The 17,162-nt window shown below is 56.7% G+C and carries 14 protein-coding genes; 6 read left to right on the top strand and 8 right to left on the bottom strand.

The annotated features are described in order from the left end of the window. Nucleotides 1–2: 2 nt before the first annotated feature. From fliK to NX784_RS07100, 6 genes are all read left to right on the top strand, one after another. Nucleotides 3–1,127, top strand: a complete 1,125-nt coding sequence (gene fliK, locus NX784_RS07125; RefSeq protein WP_258815964.1) for a flagellar hook-length control protein FliK — start codon at nucleotides 3–5, stop codon at nucleotides 1,125–1,127. Next, entirely contained in the window at nucleotides 1,114–1,479 is a 366-nt protein-coding gene (locus tag NX784_RS07120) for an EscU/YscU/HrcU family type III secretion system export apparatus switch protein (RefSeq protein ID WP_166858387.1), read from the top strand. Before fliK ends, NX784_RS07120 begins: the two co-directional genes overlap by 14 nt. Beyond that, nucleotides 1,463–2,221, top strand: coding sequence for a flagellar brake protein (locus NX784_RS07115; protein WP_258815963.1), 759 nt, complete (start codon nucleotides 1,463–1,465; stop codon nucleotides 2,219–2,221). Before NX784_RS07120 ends, NX784_RS07115 begins: the two co-directional genes overlap by 17 nt. 71 nt (nucleotides 2,222–2,292) lie before the next feature. After that, nucleotides 2,293–2,985 (top strand): RNA polymerase sigma factor, encoded by a 693-nt coding sequence (locus NX784_RS07110; protein ID WP_258815962.1) that lies wholly within the window; start codon nucleotides 2,293–2,295, stop codon nucleotides 2,983–2,985. 79 nt (nucleotides 2,986–3,064) lie between these two features. Next, nucleotides 3,065–3,586, top strand: a complete 522-nt coding sequence (locus tag NX784_RS07105) for a DUF4142 domain-containing protein (protein ID WP_258815961.1) — start codon at nucleotides 3,065–3,067, stop codon at nucleotides 3,584–3,586. Then, on the top strand, nucleotides 3,583–3,924 hold the full coding sequence (locus tag NX784_RS07100; RefSeq protein WP_258815960.1) for a cupredoxin domain-containing protein: 342 nt from the start codon (nucleotides 3,583–3,585) through the stop codon (nucleotides 3,922–3,924). The genes NX784_RS07105 and NX784_RS07100 overlap by 4 nt, the downstream gene beginning before the upstream one ends. Before the next feature lie 99 nt (nucleotides 3,925–4,023). Here NX784_RS07100 and NX784_RS07095 read toward each other — a convergent pair whose 3' ends face one another. From NX784_RS07095 to NX784_RS07065, 8 genes are all read right to left on the bottom strand, one after another. Continuing rightward, a complete protein-coding gene (locus NX784_RS07095; protein ID WP_258815959.1) occupies nucleotides 4,024–5,391 on the bottom strand; it encodes an MFS transporter in 1,368 nt (455 codons plus the stop codon). 435 nt (nucleotides 5,392–5,826) lie between these two features. Then, nucleotides 5,827–7,599: a hypothetical protein gene (locus NX784_RS07090; protein ID WP_258815958.1), complete on the bottom strand. Its 1,773-nt coding sequence runs from the start codon at nucleotides 7,597–7,599 to the stop codon at nucleotides 5,827–5,829. Nucleotides 7,600–7,623: 24 nt separating this feature from the next. Next, entirely contained in the window at nucleotides 7,624–9,102 is a 1,479-nt protein-coding gene (locus NX784_RS07085; protein ID WP_258815957.1) for a MutS-related protein, read from the bottom strand. 154 nt (nucleotides 9,103–9,256) lie between these two features. After that, nucleotides 9,257–12,439 (bottom strand): lantibiotic dehydratase, encoded by a 3,183-nt coding sequence (locus NX784_RS07080; protein ID WP_258815956.1) that lies wholly within the window; start codon nucleotides 12,437–12,439, stop codon nucleotides 9,257–9,259. Further along, nucleotides 12,432–14,624 (bottom strand): peptidase domain-containing ABC transporter, encoded by a 2,193-nt coding sequence (locus tag NX784_RS07075; protein WP_258815955.1) that lies wholly within the window; start codon nucleotides 14,622–14,624, stop codon nucleotides 12,432–12,434. Before NX784_RS07075 ends, NX784_RS07080 begins: the two co-directional genes overlap by 8 nt. Before the next feature lie 286 nt (nucleotides 14,625–14,910). After that, nucleotides 14,911–15,075: a class I lanthipeptide gene (locus NX784_RS28935; RefSeq protein WP_370662916.1), complete on the bottom strand. Its 165-nt coding sequence runs from the start codon at nucleotides 15,073–15,075 to the stop codon at nucleotides 14,911–14,913. A gap of 170 nt (nucleotides 15,076–15,245) precedes the next feature. Then, complete coding sequence (locus NX784_RS07070) at nucleotides 15,246–15,419, bottom strand: class I lanthipeptide (protein ID WP_258815954.1); 174 nt, start codon at nucleotides 15,417–15,419, stop codon at nucleotides 15,246–15,248. A gap of 532 nt (nucleotides 15,420–15,951) precedes the next feature. Beyond that, nucleotides 15,952–17,151, bottom strand: a complete 1,200-nt coding sequence (locus NX784_RS07065; RefSeq protein WP_258815953.1) for an ABC transporter permease — start codon at nucleotides 17,149–17,151, stop codon at nucleotides 15,952–15,954. Between the last annotated feature and the right edge of the window lie 11 nt (nucleotides 17,152–17,162).

The following is a 17,162-nucleotide window of genomic DNA, read 5'->3' as shown; positions in this document are numbered from 1 at the left end:
CGATGCTGCCGCGCGATACCGTCTCGCTGACCCAGGTCGCGCCAGCCCGTCCTACCCTCCCCGTCGGCGACCCGCGCCAGCAAGCCTTTACGCGCGCCCTCGCCGGCCTCGTCGGCCAATCGCTGCAGGCCGACGTGATGACGAAACTTCCCGACGGCAGCTTCGTCGTGCGCGTCAACGACATGGCCGCGCGCATGCCGCTGCCGCCCGGTGCCCAGACCGGCACGCAGGTGCCGCTGACCCTCGTGGCGCTGACGCCGCGGCCCACGTTCCAGGTCCGCACGGACCAGGGCGGCGCCGCGTTCGCCGAAGCGGGGCCGCCGCTGCCGGAAGGTGCCAGCCCGCAATCCGCCCCGCTCGCTTATCTGGAAGGCAAGGACGCCGCCGCGCTCGCGCGCACGGCCGCGCTGCTCGCGGGCGCGCGCAGCATGGCGCGCTTGCCGTCCGGCGCCGCCGACGGTGCCAACGCCTCGATCAGCTCGGCCGGCAAGGCGCTCGGCGACGTCATCGCCGCCGCCCAGAAGGCCGACACGCAGGCGACCGCCGCCGTCGGCCGCACGCCGCTGCTGGCCGCGCCGTCCGGCGATGCGGACGCCATGGCGCAGGCGCTGAAGGATGGCCTCGGCAAGAGCGGCCTGTTCTACGAATCGCACGTGGCCGAATGGGCCGAGGGTGCCCGCTCGCGCGCCGACCTGGCGGCCGAGCCGCAGGCGCGCGGCATGCCGCCGCCCACCGATCCGAACACGGCCCAGTTCATCAACCTGCAACTGAATGCCCATGAACAGGGTCGCGTCGCCTGGCAGGGCCAGCTGTGGCCGGGCCGCGACATGCACTGGGACGTCGAACGCGACGCGCAGGGTGGCCAGAAGGGCGACGGCGCCGACGGCACGACGTGGCGCAGCAGCCTGCGCCTGCGCTTCGGCGCTTTAGGCGAAGTGGCGGCGCGTGTCGTGCTGTCCGGCGACCGGCTGCACATCCGCCTCGACGCGCCCGACGCCGGCACCAAGCACCTGCTGGACGCGCACCGCGCGCGCCTCGCGCAGGCGCTGGACGCGGCCGGCACGCCGCTGGCCCAGCTCGCCATCCACGCGGCGCACGAGGACGGCCAGGACGATGGACAAGGATAAGTCCGCGCGGCGCCAGACCGCGGTCGCGCTCGCGTACGGCGCGGGCGACCCGGCCCCGAAGGTCGTCGCCAAGGGCTCGGGTCTCGTCGCCGAACAGATCATCGGCCGCGCGCAGGAGGCGGGCGTGTTCGTGCACGAATCGAAGGAACTCGTCGCGTTGCTGATGAACGTCGACCTCGACCGCCAGATTCCGCCCGCCCTGTACCGCGCCATTGCCGAACTGCTGGCCTGGCTCTATCATATTGAATCCGCGCAAGTTTCTGGGCAGACCCCACCGCCCGCCCCCGACACCGCACGGCTCCTCCCCTCACAAGAAAGCACTCCGGTTGACACAGATGCAAGCAATCACTGACGCCGAATTAGAAGCCTGGCACGATTACGAAATCGAGTCGCCGCGGGAAATCGTGGCCCTGCTGCGCCAGCTCGCCGAAAAGAACCAGCTGGTCCGCATGCTGATCAAGGGCGAGGCCGATGTCTGCGTCACGTCGCTGCTGCACGTCGATCCGGACACGGACACCGTCATCGTCGACCGTTCCGTCAGCCCCGAGCAGAACCAGCGCATCGTGGCTGCCGGCACGGTGCGGTGCGACACGTCGCTGGACAAGATCCGCATCGTGTTCGGCCTCGACGGCCTGAGCGAAGTCGAGTACGACGGCGGCACCGCACTGCGCGCCGCCATCCCGGCCAGCCTGATCCGCCTGCAGCGGCGCGAGTTCTACCGCATGCCCACGCCCGTCACGAACCCCGTACGCGCGACGATTCCCCTGCCGGCCGAGATGGGCGGCGCCGCCGCCGTGTTCCCGCTGGCCGACATCAGCTGCGGCGGCATCGCGATCTACGACAACAAGATGCAACTCGGCACGACCATCGGCGACACGTACGCCAACTGCCGCATCGAGTTGCCGGAAATCGGGCCCGTGACGTGCTCGCTGCAAATCCGTAACTCGATCGACATGACGCTGCTGAACAACAAGACGAGCCGCCGCCTCGGTTGCCAGTTCGTCGACATCTCGCGCGGCAACCTCGCCGCCGTGCAGCGCTACATCACAAAGCTCGAACGCGAGCGCAACGCGCGGCTGGCCGGCCTCGCCTGACGTATCCTGGCGGTGGGAACGCGGGGCGCTCGTCCCGCATCCAATCGTCAGGCACACGACCAGGAGACGCCATGCATGCCGCCGCACCGAATCCCGCTTCCCTCGACGACGACGCGCTGCTGCGTCATATCCGCGCCGGCGACCGCGACTCTTTTTCCCTCCTCATGCGGCGCTACAACCGCCGGCTCTACCGCGTGGCGCGCAGCATCCTGCGCGACGACGCGGAAGCCGAGGACGCCCTGCAGGACGCTTATCTGCAGGTCTACCGCGCGCTGCCCACGTTCCGCGGCGAATCCGCGCTGGGCACGTGGCTGACGCGCATCGTCGTCAATGCCGCCCTGATGCGCCAGCGTAAGACCGGGCGCCTGGCCGAGGTCATCGAGCTGGGCGCGGACTTCGGTACCGACGCGCCGCACTCCCCCGACGAGAGCCCGGTCGAAGTGGAACAGCCGGACCTGGCCGCCTTCCGCGGCCAGACGCGGCGCCTGATCGAGACTGGCATCGACAAGCTGCCCGCCGCCTTCCGCACCGTATTCGTGCTGCGCGCCGTGGAAGAGCTGACCGTCGAGGAGACGGCGGCCACGCTGAACATTCCCGAGGCCACGGTGCGCACCCGCTATTTCCGCGCACGGGCCATGCTGCGCGAGGCGCTCGCGCGCGAGATCGATTTCGCGATCGAGGACGCGTTCGGCTTCGACGGCGCGCGCTGCGACCGGATCGTGGAGACGGTCCGGCGCCGGCTCGACGTGGAATGGGGAATCTGACGGACGGCGGGAACGTGGACGCAATGACATGCATCCAATGGGTTGTTCCACCTTTTCCAACTCATCGAAGGATGCTGCCATGAACAAATCCATTTCCCTGCTGCTGTCGTCCCTGTTCGCCCTGGGGCTGTCCGTCCCCGCGCACGCGGCCGGGCCGAACGACGCGCAGATCGCCGCCATCGTCGTCGCCGCCAATACGGTCGACATCGACGCCGGCAAGCAGGCCGAGACGAAATCGAAGAACAAGGACGTGCGCGCGTTCGCCAAGCGCATGGTGGCCGACCACAGCGGCGTCAACAAGCAGGCCACGGCGCTCGTGCAAAAGCTGCACGTGACACCGGAGGACAACGATACGAGCAAGAGCCTCACGCAGGGTGGCGAGGCGACACGCACCAAGCTCGCAGGCCTGTCGGGCAAGGCGTTCGATCAGGCGTACGTCGACAATGAGGTGACGTATCACCAGACCGTGCTCGACGCCCTCGACAAGACCTTGATCCCGAACGCGTCGAACGCCGAGCTGAAGGCGCTGCTCGTCAAGGTGCGCCCGGCCTTCGTCGCGCACCTGGAGCACGCGAAGCATATCCAGGCCGAGCTCAAGTGAAACCCGCCCTGCCTTCCGCCTTGTTTGCCGCCCTGTGCTGGCTGCCCGCCCTGGCGGGCGCGGCGGAGCACCACGTCGTCATCGACGGCATGCAGTTTTCGCCGCAAGTCGTCGAAGTCAAGCCGGGGGATACGATCGTCTGGGAAAACCGTGACATGTTCGCCCACAACGTGACAGCGGCCGGGGCGAAGGTGAGTTCGGGCGAGCTGGCGCCCGGCAAATCGTGGCGGTACAAGGTAGCGAAGGGCCCGTCGTTCGACTACCTGTGCACGTTGCACCCCGTGATGAAGGGGCGGGTGAACGTTGCCGGGCCGCCGCGGCGGGCGCCGGCGCGCTGATCGCCGCCCCCGTTCCGGCGGCGGATCGCATGCACACAAGCGACACCGCCTGCGTTCAAGACGCAAAAACCATGTTCGCCGGGTACGCCCCGCGCCGGCTCATGTTATGGCAGATGGTTTTTCATCGAACTTCCCATAAGAATTACGACTGGGCTCCTCTGCGTGCGGGAATGGGGCAAACATTGCCAACAGTATAGCGGGGACCGATGCAATCAATACGAATTCGAAAAAGCTCGAATAACTGAAGTTGAAATAATTAAATATCGGGCCACTTATTGACCCTGCAATCCACCGCATCAAAGCCATCGTACTGGTCGCAAACGTGTAATGAGTCATACGGAATGGACCAGGGGCAACCTGTTGCATCATATAAAGCATATGTCCAACCGAGCCCATGCCGAAACCGAATTTCTCCAGAAATACAAGAAATAGTATCGTGTGCACGTCGGAGGGCTGCGCCGCGCTAAGATAAAAATAAGTGAAGTGCGGCAAATTGAGCGACACCGCCAAGATGAAAAATGAGCGACGCAATGTCAACCGCGAAGCAAGCATTCCCCCCGCGAACGTACCGGCAAGTAGCGCCAGTGTCCCGGCCAAGCCGCCGATCATCCCCAGCTCTTGGTTACTTAAACCCAGGCCCCCTTTGGCGCGCGATTCCAGAAGAAATACCGGCCCCAATTGGTCAATGAAACCTTCGCCGAATCGGTAAAATAAAATAACGACCAGCATCAGTACGATATGCCGCTTCGAAAAAAAGCTCAGCCATGACTGTCTGATCGAGTGCCAGCAAGTATCCGTGGCCTTCGAGCGCACCTTGGGCGGTTCGCTATGCGGCAGCACCCTTGAATGCCACAGCCCCACCCCAGCCATACCGAGCGCAAGCACGAACAACATCAACATCCAGGAATGTTGCCAATTCAGCCCGGCGGACGTGTGGATTTGTCCAACGCATGAAACCACTCCCCCGGAGACGATGAGGGAACCTAAGTTCCAGCATGCTGCTTGAACAGATGAATATCGCATCTGTTCCTTTGATGATGTCGAGTTGATAAAAAACCCGTCTATCACGACATCTTGCGTCGCCGAGGCAACACTCAGTATCCATAAACATACCAGTGATAACGCAAAGAACGGAGGCGTGCTCAGAGAGAGAACGATCATCGCAAACACCGCAGCCATCAGGAACTGCATACCGAGCACCCAGTAGCGCTTTGTCCAATATCGCTCGAGTAGCGGAGCCCAGAGCGGCTTCAATACGCAAGGAAGGTACAGCTGGCTGGTATACAGCGCAATTTCCGTGGTCGGCACGCCCAGATTCTTGAACATGACCACTGCCAGAACGCCAATGACAGCGCTAGGAAGGCCCATCACGATGTATAGCGATGGAATCCAAATCAACGGATGTCCGACGGTTCGCACGCCGCCAACGGTCGAAGTGGTCAAATCCTTGTGTGGAACATTCAGCATAGTTTCTCAGATCTCCTAAACCCGGATGAGGTTCTCACAAACAGCTTATTCTTTTCTTTCCTCGTATAGGAAATCACACGTCGACCTCTCAAGAACTTCCTCAACTGGGACTTGGCTTCAAAATTAAAAGGTGGAACAAAAAAAACGTGAAGAATTTGCGTTATATGGCCCTCCTTGAATTCCCATACTCGGGCGGGAAGGAGCTTGAACTTGTTAATCATCCGGACGCTGTCCTGATTGACTCCCGCCCATACGACGAATCCTATCGGATCGTCGTAGACGCCCCATAAGATCGTCAGGGTGTTGGCTATTGCGGCGGCTTGGATTGCCCTCAATGTAGCCATATCGAGGTTGACATTGCAGCGGCTGACTAAATCCAGCGCCATTGGGAATTCTGGAGGAAGACTTTTGTACATATGTCACATCCGTATGCGTTCAAGTAAAAGTGCGGAAGACCTGGCTATCGGTCCGATGCTCTGGTTCGCGCTCGAGTTCCTTCAGGAGGTCCGCCAGACTATCGAGATAATTGAACGCATCAAAGTTGTCGCTGAGCACCAGTTGCGCATCGTTGTCGCGGAGGTAGCGCACGCAGTCCGCGAAATGCGTAAACAGGTGGGTGCCGGACATGTCCAGCACATAGGCTTCGCGCACGGTGTCAAAAATGAGCCGCAGCGCGGGAGTCTGAAAAATGGGGATCGCACCGTCGGTGTCCGCGGAAAATATCCAGGTGGCGTTATCGATACATTCCGCGATGTAGGCGCCTATATCGGACGGCGATCGCTCGGCATCCAGGTAAAACAAGTGCGGAGTTAGCCGACTCCGGTAAAAGAACGCCGATAGCTTGGCCCAGCGCCACGCCTTGATCGCGCAAGCGATACGCTGAGTGGCGCCGAATGATTCGGAGTCGGCAATGCTCGCCGCGTACGAACTGAGCCTGACAAAGGCGGTTGCGGCATCTCGACACTCTATGCCGGCACGCCGCAGGACACCCGCCAACTCGTCCGGGAACTCCTCGATCCCAACCAGGCCGAGATACAGCGTACGGATGAATGCAACGACCGGATCCTCGGGATTCGGGACATCCTCGATCTTCCGCAGCGGAGTTTTATTGTTGGTGATCACCGCCCGCAGCGCCTTCGCAACCAGCTGGCCCTCGTCGCTTTCCGCAGCGTCGGCCTGGGCCGCCGCAGGCAAGCCGAGAATGGCCAACGCATAACAGGCGAAACAGCTGTCGAACATCTCCTGATAGTAGGTGATCAGGGGCGTTAAATTAAACTGGATGCCATTGCTCTTGCCATAAACATGCGCCAATTCGACGATGATTTGCACGACAATTTGCGCGTCTTGATAAAACGGTGTCTGCCCGCAGAAATTGACGCCGCCTGGCAGGAAGCGGGTTTCAGTCAGGTCAATCCAACGCCCATCGAGGCAGATATTAGACGGGGTCAGGGCGCCGTGGGTAATGCGCGCGGCCAAGGCAAACGCAAACTGCTGGGCTGCCGAAAGAATGAACGTCCCAAGGTATTTGATGTAGCCGTTGTCGTTTCCGAATTGCTTGCGCAACTGGCGGTTGACCGCACGGACCCGGTGACGATCAGGCATCAACTCGCTCGGTTTTGTTGGCGAAAACAGTGCTGCCCTCATGAAATGCGCAGGTCTGACGCTCTGTTCACGTACCAGCAGCGCACCCGAAGCCGGATGCAGCTCCGAGCCTCTTGCATGTAAGGCGCCCGAGCTATTGGTAAAGATAAGGCCCAAGGTCTTGACGCAACCGTGAGGCAGCAGACGGTTCAGCACGGTGGACATGATGGCCTCATACGCCGCGTCCACCAAATGTAATGAGCCATAAGAGTGCCAAGTCGAGTAAGTCCGGTCGCCAAGGGGATTAGGCCCGGTGCCCTTGATCTGAAAACCGCCATAGTTCCCCACACGGGCACCGCCGCCGTTCGGCCCGACCCCATGCCCACCATACCGCTCCGCTTGGTATGTGCGTACGTCAGTTAAATCCAGATCTTCCGTCTGGAAGCGGGAATTATCCTTAGGCAAATAGGAAAAAAAGTGCGCAAAGGATTCAGGCGTGGGAGTTGAATTGAGCGCCTGGCTCAGCATTGACATCTCAGCGTCATTGATCCACACGGTCTTAGTATTGCGAACACGGACGCATGCGTACTCAACCAGGTTTTCACGAAAATCGGAAATAGTCAGCATTTATATTTTATTGGATGATTGCCATCAAGCCGCATCCAAACCTCCCTTATCCTGGACAGTATTTTTTTTCTCGAGCACGCTTTCGCCGCCCAAAGGATGCGCCAAGTAGCGGTTCAGCCAATCGAAAACCTTGAGCGCATTGCGTTCAATTTCGTCGTCAAATCCGTGCGCTCTCAGCAGCGAAATGCCATTCGTTTCGCTCAGAACGCCTCGTTTCAGAACAGGGAGGCCCGAGGGAGATTCGCGGCTCAGATAATATGCCGTGTAATTATTAGCAAGCAGCGTCGCCAAAATGGCGTTATGGGAAGAAACAATGACAATGCCTTTTTCTGCCAATCTGTCTAGCAGTGCAGCTGCTGCGGACACGGATTCAAGGTAATTTGTGCCTCGAAATATCTCGTCTATAATATATAAATAAGAGGATTCTTCGGCACCTTCTTGAAGAAGTTCACGCGCACGCCTTAGCTCTGAGATGTAAAGACTCTCTCCCTCAAGAAGAGAATCGACGTTCTGAATGCTTGTCCTTACACAAAGTCTCGGAAGGACTGCTTTGGACGCATAACAGAAGCCGAAGGCGCGTGCAATGACAGTGTTCAGTCCAATCGTTCTCAGCAATGTACTTTTTCCGACGCCATTCTGCCCGGTTAGAAAGATCCCGCGCCCATCCATCCGCACCGACAAGGAATGAGCGTCACTCAAGAGCGGATGAACAGCATCGCAAAATTCCACTCGTTTTGACATTCCAGGTTCTACCCAGCAATAATCCGAGCGTGTATTCAGATGCTCAGCAATCGCGTGGGCCGCTTCCAGCTCACCGCACAATCTATACGCGCTGAGTAAATACTCTGAATTTCTTTGAATATGACGGACCTGCTTGAAGTAGTGCCGAACCTTGCCCAGGAAAAACCAGTCGAAGTAGTCACGCACGGACTCGGCGAGCCCTCTCGGCACAGGCCATCTCGCAAGCTTGCCACCCAACTTGGCTGCCTTGCCTCGCATTAAGCAAAAGTCAGCGTATTTCCCCTCATCAAGCGCCGCCACGGCGATTATCCCGTGGAGCAAATGGAAGACCGAATCCATCCGCATCCTCCAGGCGCGAATCGTTTCGTCGTAACGCATGTGCAGCGCAAACAGGACAAGGAGAAGTCCGACTGCAGTGCAAAAGCCGGTCAGGGCCACCGCACGAACGGGAGAGAAATACGCGTTAAGTGCGGCCACAATCATCAGTGGAGGAATCGCATACAAGAGGGGCAACCAGCGCGGGGTGCCAGATTGTTCAGCGTTCTCGAAAATAAACTCGGCTATTTCGACTTCTGCGGCACGTAGCGGTGTCATAGCCGCGCGCAAACTTGATCGCCCAGCCGGATCGGCCATTAGAGAACTGACGGTTTGCTGCGTACCGCTGCTCCGCTTGTCGTCCTGCCCCGTCCTCAACCAAGCGTAGAGCGTCTGCTTTCCAAAAATGCTTGTTCTTTCCGTGAGCCTATCGAAATACGATTGCATAGACAGGTCAGACCATGTCTGGTCATCGACCGCCGAATCGTGAGATTTATTGTCCAACCGATACAGCGCAGAGCAGTCGCCTTCCGAAAAATAGTTTATCGGTGGCTCGGAACGATTCCTCGGCAACGCTTTCCGAAATCCCTCCCAAATCTTCCTAACACTCTTCATGAGTATCACCATGAGGTTCGGATATTTCAGACTTGGAGCGTGCGGCAACAGAGCGTTGAGCCCTTGCCAAAAAGTCCCAAATTACGAATTCCTGCGGGCGAGAAATCCCCGTGAACAACCGGTTGGCCTGCATATGAATAATACTCGGCAATAGATGAGCTATAGCGGATGAATCTGCAGACGAACACAGCTCTTCAAGCAATGGCTGGGCACTTTCGGCTCTGTCACGCAGCGCATTTCCGATAATATCGTCAGGCATTTCAGAGGAAGCAACCACGGACTCGATATATTTTCTATGTCTGCGATAGACTTTTCCTAGTCCGTCAAATTCCGACTTACCAAGTTCCATTTCATTGCCAAAAGCTTTCCTCTGGAACTGCACCATATCGTTCACAACTGAGTGGGACAGGCCACACATCCTCATATAGTCCAGTGCACCACAAAGAGCTGCCTTCCAAACGATGTCGCTCGAATCAGTCCGCCTCGCTGCACGCAACATTTTGACGGAAAATACGCTGTCGCCATGAAATATCCTCTCCACTAGCGGCATGAGATGGCGACCACCGTAACGACTGTACTCCGGGAGGTAATGATCCGTCCGATAGGCAGCAATCTCCTGGCGCGCGTATCGAGTTCCGAGCAAATCATCGTGCAAATGCCGGAGTAACATTGCGAAAGTGTCGCCACCGCCTTGCAGACGAAGGCGCAAGTGGAAATCCGGGTCATAGTACCGAATGAAAAACCAGCACTTGACTATTCCGGTATCGACGGCCTGGCGCAATAACGGCTCAATGTGGCTGACAAGCAGCGATTCAAGATAGTCTTCACTAGCATAAATCTTGACGTAATGCCACGCATGCTCGTGCTTTGGCGTAGGGGCCAAGTCCAGAACAGCATTTCCCAGCACGAAACGTGAATACCTGGAAAATTCGTCATCCTGCTTGGCAAGTACACGGCACCCGTGAAGCGGAACGATGATTTCTGAATGCCAGCGGCCGTTTCCCCTGTTCAACACCGGTTGGCCGATCCGCGCAGGAGATTCAGTTAACACCACTTCTTCCAGACTCCGGATCTCGTCCCGCAGCAACGTCAGCGCAAGAAAATTACGCCGGTCAATCTCAAGCAAGTTGTCCCCGGCCTCGACGGAAAACCACCGCGGCATGGCTGACTCATCGAATATCGCTTCCAATTCCGACCAGTTTTTCTTCTCAATATGGGCGCAAACATCGAGAATCTTCGTTTTGTTCCAATGCCAACGGGCACGAGATATCAAGACATCGCCGCACATCACACGCGGGAGCGAGGGAACCCGCCACATCGAGGCCGGCCACCGGAAATTCGGAAGCTGTGGCGAATTCGCAGCAAGCCTGCACAGGAATTGATATATTCCTAAGTTGCCTTTATGTCGATAGTTGTACGCACTACTAAACCTCGGAATAACACGTTTATTAAGCTTCGTCGACCAGAGAACAATCTCTCCCGCCACGACGCCAATACTTAGTTCATCCGGTCGGATCTGCCTTTCCCTGGGAACCGAACTCCCTCCCGACAATACGATCTCATAGTCCCGCGAAGCCGGCCGAGTCGACACGTTTGCATGACGTGGGCTCGGAAGATAGATCACCTCGGCGTACACGGTCTCGTCACTTGCATTGTCTTCCCTCGCGGCTGTGCCCTGCACTGCCTTGGCCAGTTTGGGATCCCGTGCGGCAAATCGAGCGTTAAGATTCGTCGCGCCCGGACCGTGCAGGAAGTTTACGGCCATGGATGGACTCTCAGTGCCCTCCTGATAAACGGTCAAACACGCAGAGAAACTTCCTGGGAGCGCAGAAGGTACGCCGGCCGGATGGGGAAAGACGTCGTGAAGATCGATCGAATTTTGACTTGACCGGATGCAGGTGTTGAGCAATGCCTGATATACATGTTCATCGTTTGGTCTCGAAACCGACTTCGGTAAAATCCGGACCCCGTCCATCCACCGAGCTGACTGTTGCGATTGATCCAACGCAATCCCACAGTCCGGATCGAGCGCCACGACCAACGGAACAAGTTCGGTGCCGAATCTGTCCTCAAACTTCGAGACCAGCTCACGCCAAGAGTTATCCTCCTGCTTGGGCAGCAGGCAACGCATAGTAGCGATGACGTCGTATAACTTCGCTACAGTGCGCTCGTCGACAGCGACCAAGTTGGAATCGCAGAATGAATCAGCATGGACTACATGCCCGCTTGGAAACGTGTACCCATATTCCGCGAGAAGACCCTCTGCCCTCTCTACCCGCGGCGCCGCGGCTGGCAACCTGTGGCGTGTGCCCGGCATTAGCAGCGTGTGGACGCTCTTAAGCAATTCAAAGGGACGCGTACTCGTAGCCTGCGGTACCGCGGATGCGATACTCTCAAGGTATCTCCCCAAACGGTTGCCACCGGTCAGTTCCAAATCGGCATCGATCTGAACGAAGCCCGCGTCGAGCAGCCGATAAAAAAAATCAACGACTTCGTCACGCGTTACACTTGGATCAAGTTCCACGAGCTCATCAGCCAACTCGCCAATGCGCCGGGGCTGGTTCAAGCGGCTCATCGTTAAATCAATGAACTCGCTCCGATCGGTACGCGATAGTTCGTAATTCAGACGCTTGTTCTCGAGCCGTTGCTCAACAAACTGAATCACTTCGCCCTTGCGATAGATGATATTCGGCAGCCGTACACGCATCCTGTCGTCGCGGGCGACTTCGGATTTAAGTTTACGGTCCAGCTCCAACAGGACACCGCAATCGATATCCAGGTCACACCCGACAGATCCATCAAGTTCTGGGCGGAGTTGTGCACCAATATTTCCAACGCCGACAGCTGCATAAGCAGCAAACGGCGTGGCTCGGGTGCTCATCCTCACCAGATACCGCAGCAGCACCAGAAAATCAGCTGATGCTTTCTCGTGCGAAGTGGCTTCCCGAAGACGTGCGTAAAGCGCCGGATTGTTTATACGGATCGCGCCTGATATATCTTCGTTTGACAGCAACGAATTTATCGCATCGTGACAATTTCCCACGTCAGCCGCATTGTGATATGTCTGCAGCCATGCATCCAAGAATCCGAGACTGAGTAACGGACGACGATAGACGATGTAACCGTCGTGGCTCAGCGTATCGTTATGCTTCAAATTCATCTCAGCCATTTACAGTGTCCAAGTTACTTTCATCGATTCCATTCGTCGCATGCTCGACCTCACCGGGAATTATGTCGCGCATTATTTCCCCATCAACAAGAGCAATGACACGATCAGCGGAGGCGATAGTTTCCCGACGATGCGCAACGATGATGCGTGTGATCTTCAGTTCACGGATTGCTGCGTTCACCTCCTGTTCCCGCATGATGTCCAGGTGACTGGTCGCTTCGTCAAGGATGAGCAACTTGGGCCGTTTGTACAACGCGCGGGCAATCAATATCCGTTGTTTCTGTCCACCAGATAGCGCAGTACCCATCTCGGCAATAAGTGTGTTGTAGCCCATGGGCATCACTTCTATTTCCAAAGCGACGGCCGCCATCCTCGCGCACTCTTTAATCCACGCCATATCCGGGTTCGGGGAGAAAAAGCAAATATTTTCCGCCACCGACCCCGCAAACAGCGTGTCATCTTGCATGACGGTTGCCACCGCGTCTCGAACGGATTCGCTGCAGCTGTCTTGTCCACTAATTCGGATGGAACCTTCGGTCGGCGTTAAGGTGCCGAGTAAAAGTTTCACCAATGTAGTTTTGCCGCTCCCCGATGGTCCCACAATAGCAACCGACTGCCCTGCAGGGATGCGTAAATTCAAATTTCGCAGTGTGTTGTGTTCGCCCTCACTGTAGCGGAACGACAAACCGCTTATCGCTACGGACGCGTCGTCCAGTTCCGTGTCGACCCCAAGTTCAGACGGTTTTGAATTCGCGCTGTCCTGAGGTGTCAGCACAATATCGGCGATTCGTTCCAACTGCAGTCGTAACAGACGCAAATCGAAAAGCTTGTCCACAAGAGAAGACATACGCCTGGTAAACTCGGTTTTATATGCAATAAATGCGAGCAACATACCGACGGTAAAGTTGCCGGATAGAATGAGACGGCCGCTGAGCCAGATAACGATGACGTTTTCGAGCCCGAAAAGTAAGCCGTTCACGGCTCGAAAGCCGATATGTTGAAGTTGCGTCCGGGATTCTGCGTTTACCTGCTCCGCCAGCAAAGCGGCCCAGGCATTCTGACGTTCAGGCAGCCGCTGGAACAATTTTAGCGCCCGAATTCCGCGTATTGTTTCAATGAAATGTGTCTGCTGCTTAGCAGTGTGCGCGATCTGCTCTTCACTAGCCAACCGCAGCTTGCGGTACCAGATAAAACGGCAAAGTGCATAAAGCAACATCGATCCCAGGACGATGCTTCCCAACGGGACACTGTAATAGAAAATCACTACGCCCGTAACGGTTACCATTAGGCCGTCGAGCAAACCTTCTATGAATGATGAAGTGAGTGTCCGCTGAATCTGTTCGATCGCACCGAAGCGAGAGGCGATGTCACCCAAAAAACGCTTTTCGAAATATTGAACAGGTAAGCCTACGAGGTGGGAAAATATGTTGATACGCCATGCGACGCCAACCTGCGCACTCACCTTTACGATAATCCAAAGACGCAGATAAGAAATCAACTGCTGGATTAGCACGATGAATGCAAAACCCGCAGCGAGCTTCGTGAGCAGACCCATATCACCGCTCACGATCACACGGTCCGTGACCCATCTCAAATAGAGCGGATTAATTAACGCCAAGACTTCGAGCACGACTGCGAGCGCGAAAACGCCCAAGACGGCCGTACCCAGGGTGCGGTTCGGCTGCACGACACTAGAAAGGCTTACAAGGCTGCCGTGTTTACCGCGTTTAAAATTAGGAGACGGCCAAAGTTCGAGGGCGACACCGGTGAAATTACGCGAGGCGGCCTCCATGCTGACCTGGCGACGGCCACAGGATGGGTCGTGAATGATAAGGTAATCGTTACGCACCTCTACCAGAACCACAAAGTGATTCATGTCCCAGTGCAAGATGCAAGGCAACTGCAAATATTTTAGATCGTCAATTTCCAACCGCAGCGGCCTTGATTGCATCCCCATTTTTGCGGCGATTTTGATGAGGTCCGACAACACCGCTCCCTTGAGCGAAATCGGGTACTTCTGGCGCAACGACACCATATCGATGACATGACCATGATATGCAGCGACCATGCCAAGAGAGGCAAGGCCACATTCCGTTGCTTCGCTTTGATGCAGGACAGGCGGCCGTTTCGGCGCAGTCCGTTGCAAGAGTTCGAAAGGGCGTCTCAGGATGCGGGATAACTTCATATCTTAATACAGATCTAAAACAATCTTCAGTAAGCACACAAGGGCCGCCGACAATACTATCCACATCCATCGCGCCGGACTACGAAAAGGGAAGATCACGACACCATAAAACCGGGCCCGTTGCGCGTTGACGCACTCCGCCCTAAACAGTTCACTCTGTTCCATAGATGTGCAAAACCTAGTCAATGCATATTTATTTTTTGGCGGGCGACTACCAACAGCCCATGCTGGGGAAGCGCGAAAGCGAAGATCTTGACGACCCGCGCTCTCTCTTCATCAATCGCGGTCAGCCGAAAATAGTCGGATAAAGCGCCTGTGCGATTGCAACAGCGCACGGCATACTGGACAGGACGAAGTAGTCGACCGTTCCGCCACTGACTGAATTCACCTCATTGTCGGTCAGGGTACGGATTGTCGTTTTGTTAAATTCTAGTTTTTTCGAGACAGACATGCATACATCCCTTCTGGAAAAATTGGTCACGCGATACGGCGGATAACCAAAACGCCCACTCGGCGCATTACGGCATATTCGCGTTCGCACCCGGTCAATAACCCAATGCCAAATGACGTTCGAAGACATTAACCACATGGCGGTGCCGGCCGCCGCCATGTGGAAGCTTATTACGCCAGGGTGATCACCGTGACCACGGCAATAGCGCAAGGCTCGGACGACGCGACGAGATAAGGCGTAGCCGGAGTCAGCGGAGTGGTGCCGCCAGCGACCGAGCCGACTTCGTCGTCGGTCAGGGTGCGGATGGTCGTTTTGTTGAATGCCAGTTTGTTTACGTTGGACATGTTTTCTCTTTCTAAAGTGTGGAAAATTCACTCCATTCGCACCTCGTGAAATACACCAAATATCACATTAAATCAGTGCGAACGAGCGAGACTATTTTGCGCCAAAACGAAATTAAAAACTCCGAAACGAACGCAGGTAGATTGTGCTATTCGGATGTATCGCTGTCAATATTATAAAATCCGTAAATGCCGTTATCTTTTTCGCGAATTTCGTCCACGAGCACATACCAGAAATAAATGACTACGAATTGAAGCGCCGACTGAAAAGTCGGGCCCTGGCGAACAGTTGGGCGACGTTTTGGGGAAAAGCGGTGCGCGATTTTCAAATGCGTGAAGGCATTCGAAAATCGGCATAAAAGGCGGCCGATCCCGCAGGAATACGATACCTTGCGAGTCGATATGCAGCAGTTATTCGCTGAGGGCGTGGATTAACTTCTGGGTTGATAAGAATTCGATAGGGCATTACTGCCGTGCGATTCCTCCGCTGGGCTTTTCAGCACAAACATGTCTGTATATATGGTTTTCACTCAGGTCATTCGTAGCGCAGTGCATCGATTGGATCCAGCCTAGCAGCCTGGCTTGCCGGGACGACTCCGAATACGACACCAACCCCTCCGGAAAAAAGCACCGCAACGAGCGCGGCCCACCACGGTACGACCGCCGGCGGAAAATCTGGAATCATGCCTGCGATGGCGGCGCCGAGCGTGTACCCGATAACGAGGCCGACCAAACCACCCAGCAGCGACAGCGTGACGGCCTCTATCAAAAATTGCAGGAGAATATCCTGGCTGCGCGCGCCCAGCGCTTTGCAAATACCGATCTCGCGCGTCCTCTCCTTCACCGAGACGAGCATGATATTCATGATTCCGATGCCGCCCACCAGCAGTGCAATGCCGACGACGCCGCTCATCACAAGCGTGACTGTGCTGCTCAATTTGTCGAAACTCTTTGCGATCTGGTCGGCCGAGTCGATCTCGAAGTCGTCAGTCTCATTGAACTTAAGACGGTGGGCGTGGCGTAGGACGGCCGCAATCCGGTTGTGAGTCTCTTCCATTCGGCCCAAGTCGCGTACAGCCAGAGTAATCTGGAGCTGCGGTCGCGTGTTGTTGCCGATGATGCTCTGCCCCGTTTTGAACGGGATGATCATGTAACGGTCCCGCGAAATGCCGAACACGTCGCCTTGCTTTTCCATTACCCCGACAATCTTGAACCACTCGTTAGCAAATCGAATGAACTGACCAACGGGATCTGGGGGCAGACGTAGCTCCTCGATTAATTTCTCGCCGATGACTGCGACACGACGCGCGCTTGCATCGTCGGCATCGCTGATAAACCGCCCGATGCGTGCGTAGCGGTTGTTCACGTCCTGGTAACTGGCCGATGTCGCAAACACCTGGGCCGTGGCGGTCTGGCTCTTGAAGCCAAGCTCGGAAAACCCGGGCATGAACACAGGACTTATTTCGCGGATCCCTTCCACGTGCGCTCGTAGTTGCTCAACGTCCTCGAAACGCAGATAGTTCGATTTGCCGCGTAACGCGTCCTTGCGATCATCGCGCGCCTTTACCGTGAGGCCGTTGCCGCCCAAGCCCTCAAACTGGTCGCTGACGCTTTTCGACAATCCTTGGATCAGCGAAACCACCGTGATGACGGAAGCCACACCGATAATGATGCCGAGCGACGTGAGGAAGCTACGCAAACGATGCGCGCGAATCGCACCGAGGGCGGAACGCATGCCTTCTAGCA

It is taken from the genome of Massilia pinisoli (assembly GCF_024753285.1).
Lineage (GTDB): Bacteria > Pseudomonadota > Gammaproteobacteria > Burkholderiales > Burkholderiaceae_D > Telluria > Telluria pinisoli.
This window is presented reverse-complemented; position numbering and strand designations above follow the sequence as displayed.